10 protein-coding genes are annotated in these 15,856 nt (G+C 42.2%); 9 read left to right on the top strand and 1 reads right to left on the bottom strand.

The features are described 5' to 3' along the window. Nucleotides 1–320: 320 nt before the first annotated feature. On the bottom strand, nucleotides 321–2,000 hold the full coding sequence (locus B4Z47_RS17640) for an RluA family pseudouridine synthase (protein WP_070569735.1): 1,680 nt from the start codon (nucleotides 1,998–2,000) through the stop codon (nucleotides 321–323). Nucleotides 2,001–2,336: 336 nt separating this feature from the next. Here B4Z47_RS17640 and B4Z47_RS17635 point away from each other — a divergent pair, with 336 nt between their 5' ends. The 9 genes from B4Z47_RS17635 to B4Z47_RS17595 all read left to right on the top strand — a co-directional run bounded on the left by B4Z47_RS17635 (nucleotide 2,337) and on the right by B4Z47_RS17595 (nucleotide 15,775). Then, nucleotides 2,337–2,810 (top strand): Dps family protein, encoded by a 474-nt coding sequence (locus B4Z47_RS17635; RefSeq protein ID WP_070569738.1) that lies wholly within the window; start codon nucleotides 2,337–2,339, stop codon nucleotides 2,808–2,810. A 148-nt stretch (nucleotides 2,811–2,958) separates the two neighbouring features. Further along, entirely contained in the window at nucleotides 2,959–5,418 is a 2,460-nt protein-coding gene (locus B4Z47_RS17630) for a glycoside hydrolase family 31 protein (RefSeq protein WP_070569740.1), read from the top strand. A gap of 3 nt (nucleotides 5,419–5,421) precedes the next feature. Further along, nucleotides 5,422–7,380 (top strand): 1,4-alpha-glucan branching protein GlgB, encoded by a 1,959-nt coding sequence (gene glgB, locus B4Z47_RS17625; protein WP_115048069.1) that lies wholly within the window; start codon nucleotides 5,422–5,424, stop codon nucleotides 7,378–7,380. Between the two features lie 35 nt (nucleotides 7,381–7,415). Further along, nucleotides 7,416–8,828 (top strand): glycogen synthase, encoded by a 1,413-nt coding sequence (locus B4Z47_RS17620; protein WP_115048071.1) that lies wholly within the window; start codon nucleotides 7,416–7,418, stop codon nucleotides 8,826–8,828. A 6-nt stretch (nucleotides 8,829–8,834) separates the two neighbouring features. Beyond that, the gene (locus B4Z47_RS17615; RefSeq protein ID WP_070569746.1) at nucleotides 8,835–10,118 is read left to right on the top strand and encodes a glucose-1-phosphate adenylyltransferase; all 1,284 of its coding nucleotides are present in this window, start codon (nucleotides 8,835–8,837) and stop codon (nucleotides 10,116–10,118) included. Between the two features lie 155 nt (nucleotides 10,119–10,273). Then, nucleotides 10,274–11,044, top strand: coding sequence for a hypothetical protein (locus tag B4Z47_RS17610; RefSeq protein ID WP_159332893.1), 771 nt, complete (start codon nucleotides 10,274–10,276; stop codon nucleotides 11,042–11,044). A gap of 1 nt (nucleotide 11,045) precedes the next feature. After that, complete coding sequence (locus B4Z47_RS17605; protein ID WP_070569750.1) at nucleotides 11,046–11,828, top strand: zinc-dependent peptidase; 783 nt, start codon at nucleotides 11,046–11,048, stop codon at nucleotides 11,826–11,828. Between the two features lie 129 nt (nucleotides 11,829–11,957). Further along, nucleotides 11,958–13,739 (top strand): DUF4091 domain-containing protein, encoded by a 1,782-nt coding sequence (locus B4Z47_RS17600; protein WP_201303507.1) that lies wholly within the window; start codon nucleotides 11,958–11,960, stop codon nucleotides 13,737–13,739. A 302-nt stretch (nucleotides 13,740–14,041) separates the two neighbouring features. Beyond that, the gene (locus B4Z47_RS17595) at nucleotides 14,042–15,775 is read left to right on the top strand and encodes a thiamine pyrophosphate-dependent enzyme (RefSeq protein ID WP_070569752.1); all 1,734 of its coding nucleotides are present in this window, start codon (nucleotides 14,042–14,044) and stop codon (nucleotides 15,773–15,775) included. Nucleotides 15,776–15,856 lie beyond the last annotated feature (81 nt).

Raw genomic sequence — 15,856 nt, 5'->3', positions numbered from 1 at the left:
CGTCTATTTTAGCTCTCATTATATTGCTATAATCTTGAAAATTCAAAATTGTTTTCCTGTTTCTACTTTATTTTTGACTTTATAGGTATTAAAATCAAAAAATCAGTGAACAAAGGAAACAAAAAATTAAGAATAATTAAAATTTTATTGTAATGTAATAAAGGAAAGTAGTTGAATTACATTTGTTCGTAAGTATTTGTTTGTGAGTTGTTTATGTTAAATTATTGATTTGGGTCAATAATTTTCACATTACATTTTGACTTGGCGATGATTTTCCGCTACTTTATTTACTGACTTTTGTAACGATATAGTCAGCGCTATTAAAAATCTGGCTCGATTTCGAAGGTCATTTCTTTTTTGAAACGAGGGTGTATAAAGGTAATTGAAGCGGCATGAAGGTGTAATCTATTAGCTTTTTTGCCATAGAGATCGTCACCAACAATAGGTGTATTTAGCCCATTGGGGTGCACGGCATGCATGCGGAGCTGGTGGGTTCGGCCAGTCAAGGGATAAAACCTGACCCTCGTTTGATTATTCTCTATCGCAATTTTTACCCATTTTGTCTGCGCTGGCTTGCCATAGGTGTAGCAGACCATTTGTCGGGGTCTATCATCCAGATCGACGCGAAGAGGGAGGTCGATCAAGCCGGATGGAGCTTCGATAATACCATCAAGTAAGGCAATGTATGTTTTTTTGATGGTATGCTGAATAAATTGATCCTGAATAAATTTATGCGCTTCTTTGTTTTTGGCAACAACCAATAGGCCGGATGTCGACATATCCAGGCGGTGGATAATAATCGGGCCTGCTTTTGGATAACGTTGAAGAATACGGTTGTAGACCGAATCCTTGACATATATTCCTGGTACAGAAAGAAATTCTGCTGGTTTGTTGATGATGATAATATCTTCATCCTCATAAATTTGAGGAAGTGCGATATCCAAGGTCGTTTCCTGCTGCATGGGATTCGGATCTACGACCAAGCCTTGGAGCATATACCCTAAAATCGGTTCACATTTTTTGCGGCATGCCGGATAGTAGTTTTTGTGCCTGCGTATTTCAGATGCAGGGGAGCAGCCCCACCAAAATTCGGCCAAAGCTAGGGGTGTTAACTGGTTTTCATATGCATATTGCAGCAGTTTTGGCGCAGCGCATTCCCCCGATCCCGCAGGCGGAGTTATCGTGTCAAATTCATGGAATATGTCGACGACATTCTTGCGTTGCCCTTTTGCATTGCGAAAATTATATTGTTCGAAAAGCTGTTTTTGCAGATTGCCTGAGCGTGTTTTGCGTTCCTCTTTTAGCGCGGTAATCGTAGATAGCAATTGTTGTAAATGGTTACTCTCTGTTTCCAGAGCCAAATGCATGTCATATTGAAAGCGCTGAAGCTGTTGTTTGTCTTTTAAACTCTGGCTCCGCATGTCTTCCATCAATAATTCATATTCCGCATCGGATAAACTGACCTTCAGTTTTGTACGGGTTTCTTTTCGTTCCTTCTTTTGGGTTCTTAATTTCGATTTTAGCTCATCGAGCGACTTATCCCATTCATTTTTTAACCGGTCAAGATTACGCTGCGTGTCTGCTAGCTCTTCACTATTTTCAAGCCTTTCTATTTTGCGGTTCAGTGCATTGAGATGCACCTCTTCGTTTAGAAAAAAACTGTTTTCTTCCAACATATCGAATATTGGCGGTACAAAATAGCGGTGTTTGTTGCTTCCGGCCAGTTTTCCCGAAACAGCGGCAAGGTAGCCAAGCTCATTGTGTTGGTTTCTGACAACCAGCACACCGAACATTTTTCCAATAGCGAGGCCCTCCATGGCGCTGTCCAGGCCAAAATTGTGGGTCCAGTCCTCTTGTGTTTCGATGTAATATTGAAGTTCTTTTGCGGCGGTTACGGCGAGGGGGTGCGGTTCATAGCAAAATGGGAAGGTAAATCGTGTTGGAAGTTCAATCGCTGAAATATCCTGTTTGAATTTGTGAAAATAGGTATTGTTGTCCATGTTGTCCGCAGCTTTCCCTCAAAATAAAGATGTCTGCAAAAATACAACATTATGTGCTTTAAATAATAGCTTGATCGATTTTTGTTTGAAATGTTTCGTTCATAAGGTACAATCTAGGTCTTATCTGTTTCTACAAAGAACACTGTCGGTGCAGCCTTCGCTTTTCATTTTTTCAGTCTAGCAAACGCTTTGCAGTAATACGAAATGTAAGTCTGGTTTGGTATAGTGGGGTGAGGTAATTGTTGTGAATTTGACTGGCTTTTATTTGGTTTTTACCGCATTTTTGGGTAAATTTAACTAAGCATTTAAAACATATAGTTAACAAAAGATTATAATATGAAAACTTCAATTGGAATTAAAGATGCGGACTTGAAAAAAGTTGCAAAGTTGTTAAATGTGCTGTTGGCAGATGAACACATTGTCTACATGAAGACGCGTAACGCGCATTGGAATGTGGAAGGTGCGGATTTTCATGCTGCTCACTTATTTTTGGAATCACAATACGATGAACTAGCTGAAGTGATCGATGAAGTAGCAGAACGTGTACGTACTTTAGGGCATTATGCGGTAGGTACCTTTGATAAATATTTGAAATTGACTCGTTTAACGGAGTCTACTTCAGAAAAAACCGACAGTCAGTCCTATTACAAAGAATTGTTGGCTGACCATGAAGCTATAGCGATGTCAATTCGTGCCGACATTTCTGTGGTTGAAGGCACTTCAGATAATGGTACGGAGGACTTTTTGGTTGGACTATTGGAAAAGCATGAAAAGATGGCCTGGATGCTTCGTGCGCATTTTGTTAAGTAAGCTGTAGAAGTTTATCCACAGGTATTGAAAAAAATCCCGTCTATCCCAATAGGCGGGATTTTTTTTTGTGTTTTGTTGTCAGCGCAGGATTAATTTTCTATCTTAAAGAGGAATTAAGCCTTCAGAAACTTTTTAACATATTACAATTATGCTTGAAGACGACAACCTAAATCAAACCACACTACATGAGGAGGAAAATGATGGTACTTTGGAGAGTATGCATCATGTGAATAATCCGGTATTGGATTTACCGAAAATTGAAAAGAAATACCTTGAAACGATAGTAGCCCACAATCAAAACGATAAGTCTTATTATTTTTCTGACGGCAAAGCCAAGGTAGAAATTAAGATCGTCACGGATGAGATCGTGCGGGTACGGCTGGCTCCACAAGGGACTTTTTTGGAGGATTTTTCGTATGCCTTGGCCAAGAAAGATCACCGCGTCAGTATACATCAATGCAAGGAAGAGGCAGATCATTATCTGGTGCATACGAATACTATTTCCTGTAAGATCAATAAGAATGACTTTTTGATTTCTTTTGCTGATCGTTCAGGTAAACTGTTCAATGCAGATTTGGCGCCGATGCACTGGGAGGAAAACCCTGATTTTGGAGGCTATTATGTATATAGCACAAAAGTGGCCTTTGAAAACGAAGCTTTTTATGGACTGGGGGATAAGGCCACTAAATTGAACCTGAGAGGTAAAAGACTTAAAAATTGGAATTCAGATACTTATGCTTTTGCTTACGATCAGGATCCACTTTATAAAACTATTCCGTTTTATATTGGTTTAAAAGATGGTGAAGCCTACGGTATATTCTTTGACAATACCTTTAAAACGTATTTTGATTTCGCCGCGGAAGATCCGGGAAAAACAAGCTTTTGGTCCGAAGGAGGGGAACTGCAGTACTACTACATCCATGGTCCACATATTATCGACGTCATCCGTCGCTATCATACGCTGACAGGTACGCATTACCTGCCACCGCTGTGGGCAATTGGTTACCATCAGTGTCGCTGGAGTTATTATCCCGAAGCGAATGTCCGGAAGGTTGCTGAGGAGTTTCGGAAGCGACAGATCCCCTGTGATGCGATTTATCTTGATATCGATTACATGGAAGGATACCGCTGTTTTACCTGGAACAAGCAGTATTTTCCCAATCCTAAGAATATGATCAGCGATTTGGCCAATGATGGCTTTAAAACGGTGGTGATGATCGACCCGGGCATCAAGGTTGATGAGAACTACTGGGTGTTCAGGGAAGGAAAGGAAAATAGGTATTTCTGTCGCCGCGGGGATGATTATTTTATGGAAGGATTTGTGTGGCCGGGACGTTGTCAATTTCCTGATTTTACCAATCCGGAGGTTCGTCAATGGTGGGGCACCTTATATCAGGGCCTTGTGGAAGATGGCGTGGCTGGCTTCTGGAACGATATGAATGAACCGGCCGTATTTGGCCGCGGAACGTTCCCCGACGATGTACGTCACCAATATGACGGGCATCGGGGCTCGCATCGTAAGGCACATAATATCTACGGCATGCAGATGGTCCGGGCAACCTATGATGGTTTAAAGAAATTGTATAAAAATAAACGGCCATTTACCATCACCCGAGCGGCTTATGCGGGAACACAACGCTATTCTTCGGTCTGGACCGGCGATAATTTGGCGAGTTGGGAACATCTCAAGTTGGGAACCTTGCAGTTACAGCGTTTGTCGACTTCGGGCATGTCCTTTTGTGGAACGGATATCGGTGGGTTTACGGGTGAACCCGACGGTGAGTTATTTACGCGATGGATGCAATTTGGCGTTTTCTCGCCTTTTATGCGTGTGCATTCCGCTGGCGATACCCGCGACCGGGAGCCCTGGAGTTTTGGGGAGGATTGGGAAAAGATCAATCGGAAATTTATCGAACTCCGTTATAAGTTGTTGCCGTATATCTATACCTGTTTTTGGGAGCAAACGAAGTATGGTTTTCCCATATTACGTCCGATTTCCATGGTCGAACAGCATATACCGACCAATTGGCAACGTGAGGAGGAATTCTGTTTTGGGGATAAAATATTGGTATCCCCAGTTTTGCAGCCGGGACAAAAAAGCAAGATTGTCTATCTGCCTGAAGGTACTTGGTTTTATTATTTCAATCATGAAACCTACGTGGGCGGTAAAGAACATACTGTTCCTACACCGATTGATGAGATGCCGATTTTCATTCGTGGGGGATCTGTTATCCCCGAATATCCAGTGATGCAATATACTGGTGAAAAGAAAATTGAGGAGCTGCAGCTCAATGTTTACTTCGCTGAAGGTGTAACCCGTTCGTATGTGTATTCGGATCATGGCGACACCTTTGCCTATGAGCAGGATATTTATCTTGAAAAATGCTTTACCGTATCGGGGCTCAAAGAATCCCTGTCGATTAAACAGACGCAAGATGGGCTTTTTACGGAGCGATATGAGGAATATAAATTACAGTTAATCGGCTTGCCTTTTCAGGCTAAGAAGGTGAAGACCGATGGTATTGAAACAAAAGTACAAGTAGATGATAAGGGGCGGTATTGGATTAATGTCGCACGAGAATTTGATAACATATTGATAGAAGGTTAAAACATGACCAATGAAGTAATTCCGCATAGTCTATTTTCTGAATTTGATGTCGCCTTATTCCAGTCGGGTAAGCACTTCAAATTATACAAAAAGTTCGGTTCACACGAGCTGGAAGTCAATGGTGAAAAAGGCGTTTATTTTGCGGTTTGGGCTCCAAATGCAAAATCGGTCTTTGTAACCGGCAACTTCAATTTTTGGGATAAAGCGCGTCACGCGCTCTATGTGCGCTGGGATGGTAGCGGAATCTGGGAGGGATTTATTCCGGGGCTTGGCAATGGGGAGGCGTATAAGTATGTTATTGAGACTTATACTGGCGAACAACTTGAAAAAGGAGACCCCTTTGCTTTTCAGTGGGAGATCGCGCCAAAGACTGCTTCCATTGTTCATTCGACCTGGTTCGAGTGGCAGGATAAGCAATGGATGCAGGAAAGGGCTGTTAAAAACAGGCTGGATCAACCATGGTCTGTCTATGAAGTGCATTTAGGATCTTGGTCGCGGGATCCCGAAAGTCCGGATACTTTGCTCAACTACCGCGAAATCGCTGTGGCGCTCGTATCCTATGTGAAGGAAATGAATTTTACCCATGTAGAATTTATGCCCCTGATGGAACATCCCTATTACCCTTCTTGGGGATACCAGATAACGGGCTATTTTGCTGCGAGTTCACGCTACGGATCGGCACAAGATCTCATGTATCTGATTGAGGAGCTGCATGCCGCCGGGATAGGGGTGTTGCTGGATTGGGTTCCGTCACATTTTCCAGGTGACGCACATGGTCTTTATCGTTTTGATGGCACGAGCTTATACGAGCATGAAGATCCCCGGAAAGGGTTTCATCCCGATTGGCAATCCTATATTTTCAACTACGGACGTAATGAAGTGCGTTCTTTTTTGATCAGTAATGCATTTTATTGGTTGGATCGTTTTCATATCGATGGACTTCGGGTCGATGCGGTTGCTTCTATGCTCTATTTGGATTATAGTCGAAACGCAGGCGAGTGGATTGCCAATGAGTTTGGTGGAAATGAGAATCTTGAAGCGGTACAATTTTTAAAAGAACTGAATGAGGCCGTCTACGGACATTTCCCACATGTGCAGACCATCGCGGAAGAATCGACTTCCTGGCCAGGTGTCAGTCGCCCAACCTATGCTGGTGGATTGGGGTTTGGAATGAAATGGATGATGGGCTGGATGCATGACACATTGGATTATTTTAAAGAGGATCCGATTAATCGCAGCTATCATCATGATCGACTGACCTTTGCGACAGTATATGCTTTCCATGAAAATTTTATGCTACCGCTGTCACATGATGAGGTTGTCTACGGAAAGCATTCATTAATTTATAAGATGCCGGGCAATGAATGGCAAAAGTTTGCCAACCTGCGGGCATTGTATCTCTTTATGTATACTTTTTCAGGAACAAAATTGCTGTTTATGGGCGGAGAATTTGGGCAGACTTCGGAGTGGAATGTAAACCAATCGCTTGATTGGCATCTTTTGGAATTTGCGCCACACCAGGGTATGAAGCAATTTGTAGCCGACCTGAATACGGTTTATAGGAGCCAACCAAGTCTTTACCAGAAGGCTTTTGACGCTTCGGGCTTTGAATGGATAGATGCTGGTGATCGTGAAAATTCGGTTGTCGTCTATTGGCGAAAGGGATTTGACGCCTGGGATGATACGGTTGTTGTACTTAACTTAACGCCTGTTGTTCGGGAACATTTCCGTATTGGTTTACCTTACGCTGGTGAATGGGAAGTGCTGCTGAATTCGGATGATTTGACCTATTTCGGTTCTGGAATACATCAGCTGCTCATTCATAGTGAACACCTGCATTGGATGAACCAGGTACAGTCTGCTCAAGTTCATTTACCTCCGCTTGGCGGATATATTTTGAAAAGGAAGAGAGCGGTAAAGGAAGTCAATCCCATTAAACAAGGCGAGCGTATCCCTGTATAAAATCTTGTTATTAAATCTCATGCTGTAAAAGAAGAATGAACGTATTTCACTTGAGTGTAGAATGTTATCCCGTGGCCAAAGTAGGTGGTCTCGCGGATGTCGTGGGCGCGCTGCCCAAATACCAAACCAAACTGGGATGGGAGGCGGCGGTTGTCATGCCTTGGTATGATCGTCCTTTTGTTAGGGATCATGCTTTTAGCCTAGTTCATGAAGGTACTTTTTATCAAGGATCTGAATTGCTGCGCTACAGTGTTTATAAGGAAGATCATCAGGTACTTGGATTTGAGCTCTACCTGATTAAGATTCCAGGTAAACTCGATCGGCAGGAGGTATATTGTTATCCGGATGAAGGCGAGCAGTTTATCGCCTTTCAACATGCTGTTTTGGCGTGGTTTAAGGATAAAAATATAGTACCTGATATTGTGCATTGCCATGATCATCATGTCGGCTTAATGCCTTTTTTGATGAGGTATAGCAATGACTATAACTTTCTTGCCGACGTTAAAACGGTGGCCACCGTCCACAATGGGCAGTATCAGGGCTGGACACATTGGAGTAAAGCTATTCTGTTTCCCGCTTTCGATAGTTGGAAATGGGGACTATTGGACTGGGATGGTTTAATTAATCCGCTTGCAGCCCTCATTAAATGTTGCGATGCGTACACAACGGTTTCCGAAGGTTACCTGGAAGAGCTATATGTGGAAGCCAATGGTTTGCAGCAGCTGTTTTATGATGAGCGAAATAAATCTGTCGGTATTGTCAATGGAATTGACTGGGAAATCTGGGATCCTAAAATTGATTATACCTTGCTAGAAAACTACGATGCTGTACAAGCTTTTTCCGGAAAGTTGAAAAATAAGGAGGCTTTGGCGAAGCAGTATAAAATCAATCCAGATCGACCGTTGCTTGTTTTTATCGGCCGATTTGCAACAGAAAAAGGAGCGGATTTACTTCCGGAGATAATTTTGGATTTGACGGAGAAGTATCACGATAGATTAAGTATATTTATACTGGGTGCCGGAGACCCAGCGATCCAGTCACGTGTGAAATCACTCGTCGATGATGGAATTGATAATTTTGATGTGTTCTTTGGTTATGATGAAAATCTGGCCCATTGGCTTTATGCCAGTGCGGATTTTCTTTTAATGCCTTCCCGTGTTGAGCCTTGTGGACTTAATCAGCTCTATGCTATGAAGTACGGTACATTGCCGATCGTGCATCAGGTGGGGGGATTAAAAGATACGGTAATCGATCTGAAAAATGATGGCTACGGTATAGGTTTTGATAGTCTGACAATCACTGAAATTAGTGCAGCGATTGTTCGGGCTATAAATTTTTACGATAGTAAAAAGCAGTTTGAGGAGAATCAACGTAAAATGATGCAGTTGGATTTTTCTTGGGATAAATCTGCAGCGAAGTATATAAGTCTATATAACCAATTAATGTAATTTGATATGTCACGTCATAATGTAGTAGCTATCGTCTTGGGCGGAGGAAGGGGCTCACGTCTGTATCCATTGACCGATCAACGGTCTAAGCCAGCAGTTCCCATTGCCGGGAAATATCGCTTGGTGGACATTCCCATCTCGAATTGTCTTAATTCGGGTTTTAACAAGATTTTTGTGTTGACACAATTCAATTCTTCGTCGCTCAACTCCCACATTAAGAATACCTACAACTTTAGTATTTTTAGCAAGGGCTTTGTCGATATTCTGGCTGCTGAACAGACCAACGATGGCGACAAATGGTTCGAGGGTACGGCCGATGCCGTGCGACGATCGTTTCGGAAGCTGGCGAGTATTGATTATGACTATGTACTGATTTTATCAGGGGATCAGCTGTATCAAATGGATTTTGATGCACTGGTTGACTTCCACGTCGAAAACGAAGGCGACCTGACCATTGCCACTATACCAGTAAACGCCAAAGATGCCACCGGTTTTGGTATACTGAAATCGGATGAAAAGAATCATATCACCTCTTTTATCGAGAAGCCGAATAGCGAGCAGCTGGTAGACTGGAGTTCAGAAGTGAGCGATCATTTAAAGGGTGAGGGCAGAGAATTTCTGGCCTCTATGGGTATTTATGTTTTTTCAAAAGGCGTCCTGAAACGTATGCTTGAAGAGAATCGCGGAATGGATTTTGGTAAAGAAATTATTCCCGATGCCATTGATACAAGTCGGGTGCTTAGCTATCAATTTGAGGGCTATTGGACAGACATCGGTACCATAGGGTCTTTCTATGAAGCCAACATTGGTTTGACCGATAATATTCCGGCCTTCAATCTGTTTGATAAAAATACGGTTTTCACCCGTCCAAGGATGTTGCCGCCTTCTAAGATTTCGGGTACAACATTAATCAATTCGGTCATTTCGGATGGCTGTATTATCCAAGCTGATAAAATAGACCGTTCCGTCGTGGGCGTTCGTTCACGGATTGGTACAGGATCTGTTGTGCGCGGTACTTATATGATGGGATCAGATTATTATGAGGATCTCGTCGATATGGAGGAAGCAAAGCGTAAAAATATACCTGTGGTCGGTGTTGGAGAACGGTGTTATATTGAGAATGCTATTTTGGATAAAAATTGTCGTATCGGCAACGATGTCCGGATCAATGGTGGACCTCATTTGCTGAACGCCAATCACCCCACCTATACCATTTGTGACGGCATTGTTGTCATCAAAAAAAATGCTGTAATTCCAAATGGAACAACAATAGGATTGACAAGCTTATAAAATTTATAGAACAAGGGAGATAATATATTGTTATCATTTTATGTTATTCATATAAAAGTATCTTGAAAAGTAATTACCTGAAGTCAAAATTTGCCTAATACCGGCAAATTAACGTCAGATGGTATTGTCTTTGCTAGCAAAGAATAGATATTATAATGAGTAGTATGCGATTGAGACAGATTATCTCCCTTTGTTTTGTGTTGTTTGTTCTTTTGGGCTGCCAAACGTCATTGATGGTTCAAGGTACAGGTGTCTTGCGTGATGCCTCACGAAAATTCGAGCTTCGCCATGGCGATCGATCAGTCGTTTATATTCCAATGCGGCATCTGGGTACGCGGGTGTACTATGATCAAATTCAGCGCGCTGTAGATTCCCTCCAACGTTCGGGCTATGTTGTTTTTTATGAAAGTATCGCCTATCAGGTGGATAGTGCGGCACAACGTGATCTGTATGACCGCAAATTTAGAAAACTTACAGGCAATCGGCTCGGGCTGCAGCAATGTATTGAAATACCGGGCGATACCTCCCGGGTTCTTCGGGCGCCCATGTACCGTAAACTGGGGCAACGAATCATCAGTCAGCCCGATTATTCCTTTTTCCTGGTGAATTATGAAACGGCGGTGAATGCGGATATTCCCAAAAATAAATTGCTTGACGAGTTTGAATACCTGTATGGTACGATCAAACTGGATGATTGTGATTACAAAACACCGCTCCAAGAACCTTATTCCTGTAAACCGATCAAAGCAGCCTTAAAGAACAAATTTGATAAAGAATTTGTCATGAAAAAAAGGGAAGAAAACCTGGCATCATTAGTTGCTGACGCCCCACAGCAAAAGATTTTAATCTTATTCGGAACCTCACATTTTAAAGGCTTTTTGCGTAATTTGCAGGCTCGGGATCCCAAATGGATACAGATCAACTAATATGTTAGGAAAACTATTTATTATACTGCTTATACCAGTAACCATTTATGTTGTTTATTACCTGTTAAATCGTACGGCCAAAAACAGCAAAGCCATTAAACGTGTATTAAGCGACGAAGGAAAGGAAATTCTGGAAAAAGAAGTTGCCTATTACCGCAATCTGTCCGATGCGGATAAAATGGAATTTGAAACCCGCTGTTTAAAATTTTTGGATACGGTCAAAATTGAAGGTGTGGGCGTAGCGGTTGAGCTGAAAGATTATATGATGATTGCCGCCAGTGCAATTATCCCAATATTTGCCTTTAAGAAATGGACTTATCCCAATTTGACCAATATTATGGTTTATCCTTCCCAGTTCAATACAGCGTATGAATTTGAAGGCCATGCTGACCGAAATATAATGGGAATGGTAGGTGAGGGAGCCATGAACGGACAAATGATATTGTCCAAATCGGCATTGGAGTATGGTTTTAGGAACCCAAAAGATGGACAGAATACAGCGATACATGAATTTGTACACTTGATCGATAAAACCGATGGTACTGTGGATGGCATTCCAACACATCTGATGGATAAAGCTTCAGTCATTCCTTTTATGAATCTGATACGAGAAGAGATTGCCAAAATAAAGGCGAATAAATCTGATATTGATGTCTATGGCATGACCAATCCAGCCGAGTTTTTTGCAGTTGCTTCTGAATATTTCTTTGAGGATCCAGCGAAATTCAAGACCCATCATCCTGAACTGTATAAAGCACTTTCTGAAATTTTTGAACAAAGTTAGTTATAGATAAATAAAATTTTACTATTTTTAAGGCAAACAGAAGTTGTTTGCCTTTTTTCTGCGAGCACCCTGCTCCTGGGCTGGAAAGAAGATCATCGCTTCGCTAAAGTTTTGTTAATTATAACTGTTATGCCTAAAACTACAATTTATTCTTCTATTGCCCTGGCTTGTATGCTATTTTGCGGCAGTAATCCGGGATTTTCCCAGCAGCGTTTTGCTACAGGGACAACATTTACTGAAATGGCCGATACGACAAAGGATACATTATCCAACTGGTCGAATGTTAAAGCCGGCCTACATGCGTCGTTTGTATCGATAGACAAACGTTATCCCAAATCTGTCAATCCAAATCTGACAACACAACGTACGGCGACTGTAGATGCCTGGAAAGGTGAACAAGTATCGGCGCAAGTATTGTTATGGACCAGTGCTGCCACAGCGCATGTCGCTGTATCAGCAAGTGAATTAAAATCAACAACAGGCAAGGTGATTGGCAGCGATGCGGTACAAGCGCGTTTTGTTCGTTATGTCATGACTGATGAATTTGCAAGTGGCTGTGGCCATCGTAAGCCAGAAGATTTTAAAGCTTCTCTTTCGGCAGACATGTTGGATGATCTCAAAAGCTATGACCTTGAAGCGAAGAAAGTCCGTCCTGTATGGATTACCGTAAAGGTTCCCAAGGAAGCTGCAGCTGGACAATATAAAACGACAATTTCGGTTCAACAAAATGGCAAGGTGAAAGAGCAATTACAGCTTATCGTCAATGTTCAAAATCATGTGCTGCCGCCATCGTCGCAGTGGACTTATCATTTGGACCAATGGCAACATCCTTCTGCTGTAGCTCGGGTCAATAATGTGAAGATGTGGAGCGATGAACATTTTGAAGCGTTGAAGCCGACCATGAAACAGCTTGCAGCTGCTGGGCAAAAAGTGATTACTGCGACTTTAAATAAGGATGCGTGGAACGTACAGACCTATGATCCCTATGCGGATATGATCACCTGGAAGAAGGCAAAAGACGGTTCCTGGGCTTATGATTATACTGTTTTTGATCGATGGGTAAACTTTATGATGGATCTAGGGGTCAACAAACAGATCAATTGCTATTCGCTTTTACCATGGAACAACGAGGTACATTATTTCGATGAGAGCAAAAATGAACTGGTCAATGTGATTGCAAAACCCGGTACAGCAATATTTGAGGAGCTATGGACGCCTTTCTTAAAGGATTTTAGTAAGCACATTACCGCAAAGGGCTGGTTAAAGATTACCAATATTGCGATGGATGAAAGAGGCCGGGAAGAAATGGATCCAGCGATCGCCTTATTGGAAAAAGTAGCGCCCGAATTTGGTGTTGCATTTGCTGATAATCACAAAAGCTACCAACGCTATCATAAGAGTACAGATATCAGCGTCGCCGCTGGCGATCCTTTTGATCAGAACGATCTTATTGAGCGACGTAAAAAAGGATATATCACGACATTTTATGTGTGCTGTTCGGACGAATTTCCAAATCAATTTACGTTCTCGGATCCAGCAGAATCCACCTATATGGCTTGGTATGCGCTGGCGGCAGGTTTCGATGGGGCATTGCGTTGGGCATTCAACTCCTGGGTGAAGGATCCACTGCATGATTCAAGGTTCCGTACGTGGCCGGCAGGAGACACCTATATCGTTTATCCGCAAGGAAGAAGCTCTATCCGTTACGAGCGTATGTTGGAAGGTATTCAGGATTATACCAAAGTCGGCATTCTGAAAGCCAAGTTGGAGAAGTCAAAAGATCAAGCCAACCTAGCGAAGCTAAATGCAAAAATTGCAAAATTAAATACCGCTAAACGCTATGCGGACTGGAATAAAGATCTCAATGATGCAAAGCGTTTTGTCGATGAGTTGTCGCGACAAATCAACTAAGGATTTATCCAAGCTATCATTTTAAAAAAGCTGTTTCAATGAATTTGAAACAGCTTTTTTTGTTGAATACAATTTCTTTTTATTTCAAGTATAGCGAATTGTTGGCTTTAATTTGAGCTCAGTGTATACCTGCTCCCAATTGAGGCTGTTATTGCACATTCGACCAGATTATACGCTTGGGAAACGACAGACCTGTTCAGCTAATGTCCCAAACCATTATGCTACATTATTGTTGTTCTTAAATAGCGGCAATATAATTTGCACGATGCCGCTATCACAAAATCTTAAATTATAGTATAAGTATGAAAAATGTAGCACACCAGATTGTGGGTCTTTTAAAGGATGCGGGAATTCAGCGTATTTATGCCGTAACCGGCGATAGTTTAAATTTTTTCAACGAAGCTGTTCATGCAGATGGAACGATGCAATGGATACATGTCAGGCATGAGGAAGTGGGGGCGTTTGCTGCAACGGCAGAAGCTGATTTGCACGGGATCGCTTGTTGTGCGGGAAGCAGTGGGCCTGGGCATGTGCATCTGATCAATGGTGTTTATGAAGCACACAAGACTCGTGTACCCATGCTTGTGATCGCATCAACATGTGCTACCTACGAATTTGGAACCGATTATTTTCAAGAAACCAATCCAATCAAACTGTTTGATGATTGTTCTTGCTACAACCAAATGATCACTCGGCCGGAGCAGGTGCAACGTATGGTGCAAAATGCATTACAACAGGCTATCTCTAAACGGGATGTTGCAGTTATCGGCCTACCTGGTGACGTATCAGAAATGGAAGCGGTTCAAATGAATACTTCAACGAAGGTGTTTTTTACCGAGCCGCAAATTAGACCTTCAGAGATGGAAATTGGGCGATTAGCACAATATATCAATCAGGCAGAAAAGATAACCTTGTTCTGCGGTGTTGGCGCCAAGAAAGCACAGCAGCAAATTGTAGCGTTATCACAAAAGATCCATGCGCCAGTAGGTTATTCATTTAAAGCAAAGTTGGATATCCAACGCGACAATCCCAATGAAATCGGGATGACAGGACTTCTAGGAATGGCTTCGGCTTTTCAAAGTATGCATCATTCCGATCTTATTTTACTCTTAGGGACTGATTTTCCTTATAAGGATTTTATACCGACCAACAAAACTATTATCCAGATTGATATTGAAGGTGAAAAGCTAGGGCGCAGATCCATCGTAGACTATGGGCTTGTTGGCGATATTGAGCATACCTTAAAAGCGGTATTGCCCTTTGTAGAAGCGCGTTCGGATACGAAATTTCTGGAGAAGCAGCTTGCTTCTTATGAAAAGGTCAAGGAAGATCTCATGACGTATGTGGAGGATTCAGGCAGCGAATGCGCAATACAGCCAGAATTTGTCGCTCATACCATTGATCAGAAAGCCAATGATGATGCGATTTTCTTGCTTGATACCGGTATGTGCTGTGTTTGGGGAGCACGTTATATTAATCAGCGAAAGGATCGAATCATGCTGGGGTCTTTCAATCATGGGTCTATGGCTAATGCCATGCCAATGGCTATTGGAGCTGCATTGACACATCCTGAGCGCCAGGTTATTGCTTTTTGTGGCGATGGAGGCCTATCCATGTTGTTGGGGGATCTTGCAACAATAAAACAATATAACTTACCGATCAAAATCATCGTCTTCAACAATCGTGCACTTGGTATGGTTAAATTGGAAATGCAGGTATCAGGTCTTAAAGATCAGGAAACTAATATGGTCAATCCAGATTTTGCGATGATCGCCCAGGCGATGGGCATACGTGCATTTACGGTGACTCAACCCCAGGAGGTGGATGGTGTTATCCATGAGGCTTTTGGGATTGTCGATGAGCCTGTCCTAATTGATCTATATACCAATCCCAATGCATTGGCTATGCCACCCAAAATATCCTTCAGTCAAATGAAAGGGATGACAGAAAGTATGGCAAAATTAATGTTGTCGGGTAATTTCGAAGAGGTGTGGGATACCATTAAGTCGAACTATAAACATTTGAAATCGCTTTGATCCCTTGTGACGGCGAATTATTGAATATATTTAAAGCCCCTAGAAGCATAAAGCAGAGGGGCTTATTTTGTGTTAAAAGTG

The organism is Sphingobacterium sp. UBA2610 (assembly GCF_002339225.1).
Lineage (GTDB): Bacteria > Bacteroidota > Bacteroidia > Sphingobacteriales > Sphingobacteriaceae > Sphingobacterium > Sphingobacterium multivorum.
This window is presented reverse-complemented; position numbering and strand designations above follow the sequence as displayed.

What these genes read in the sequence shown, in the direction of transcription:
- B4Z47_RS17640 (WP_070569735.1), bottom strand. Translation starts at nt 2,000, where the DNA reads ATGGACAACAATACCTATTTTCACAAATTCAAACAGGATATTTCAGCG.
- B4Z47_RS17635 (WP_070569738.1), top strand. Translation starts at nt 2,337, where the DNA reads ATGAAAACTTCAATTGGAATTAAAGATGCGGACTTGAAAAAAGTTGCA.
- B4Z47_RS17630 (WP_070569740.1), top strand. Translation starts at nt 2,959, where the DNA reads ATGCTTGAAGACGACAACCTAAATCAAACCACACTACATGAGGAGGAA.
- glgB (WP_115048069.1), top strand. Translation starts at nt 5,422, where the DNA reads ATGACCAATGAAGTAATTCCGCATAGTCTATTTTCTGAATTTGATGTC.
- B4Z47_RS17620 (WP_115048071.1), top strand. Translation starts at nt 7,416, where the DNA reads ATGAACGTATTTCACTTGAGTGTAGAATGTTATCCCGTGGCCAAAGTA.
- B4Z47_RS17615 (WP_070569746.1), top strand. Translation starts at nt 8,835, where the DNA reads ATGTCACGTCATAATGTAGTAGCTATCGTCTTGGGCGGAGGAAGGGGC.
- B4Z47_RS17610 (WP_159332893.1), top strand. Translation starts at nt 10,274, where the DNA reads ATGAGTAGTATGCGATTGAGACAGATTATCTCCCTTTGTTTTGTGTTG.
- B4Z47_RS17605 (WP_070569750.1), top strand. Translation starts at nt 11,046, where the DNA reads ATGTTAGGAAAACTATTTATTATACTGCTTATACCAGTAACCATTTAT.
- B4Z47_RS17600 (WP_201303507.1), top strand. Translation starts at nt 11,958, where the DNA reads ATGCCTAAAACTACAATTTATTCTTCTATTGCCCTGGCTTGTATGCTA.
- B4Z47_RS17595 (WP_070569752.1), top strand. Translation starts at nt 14,042, where the DNA reads ATGAAAAATGTAGCACACCAGATTGTGGGTCTTTTAAAGGATGCGGGA.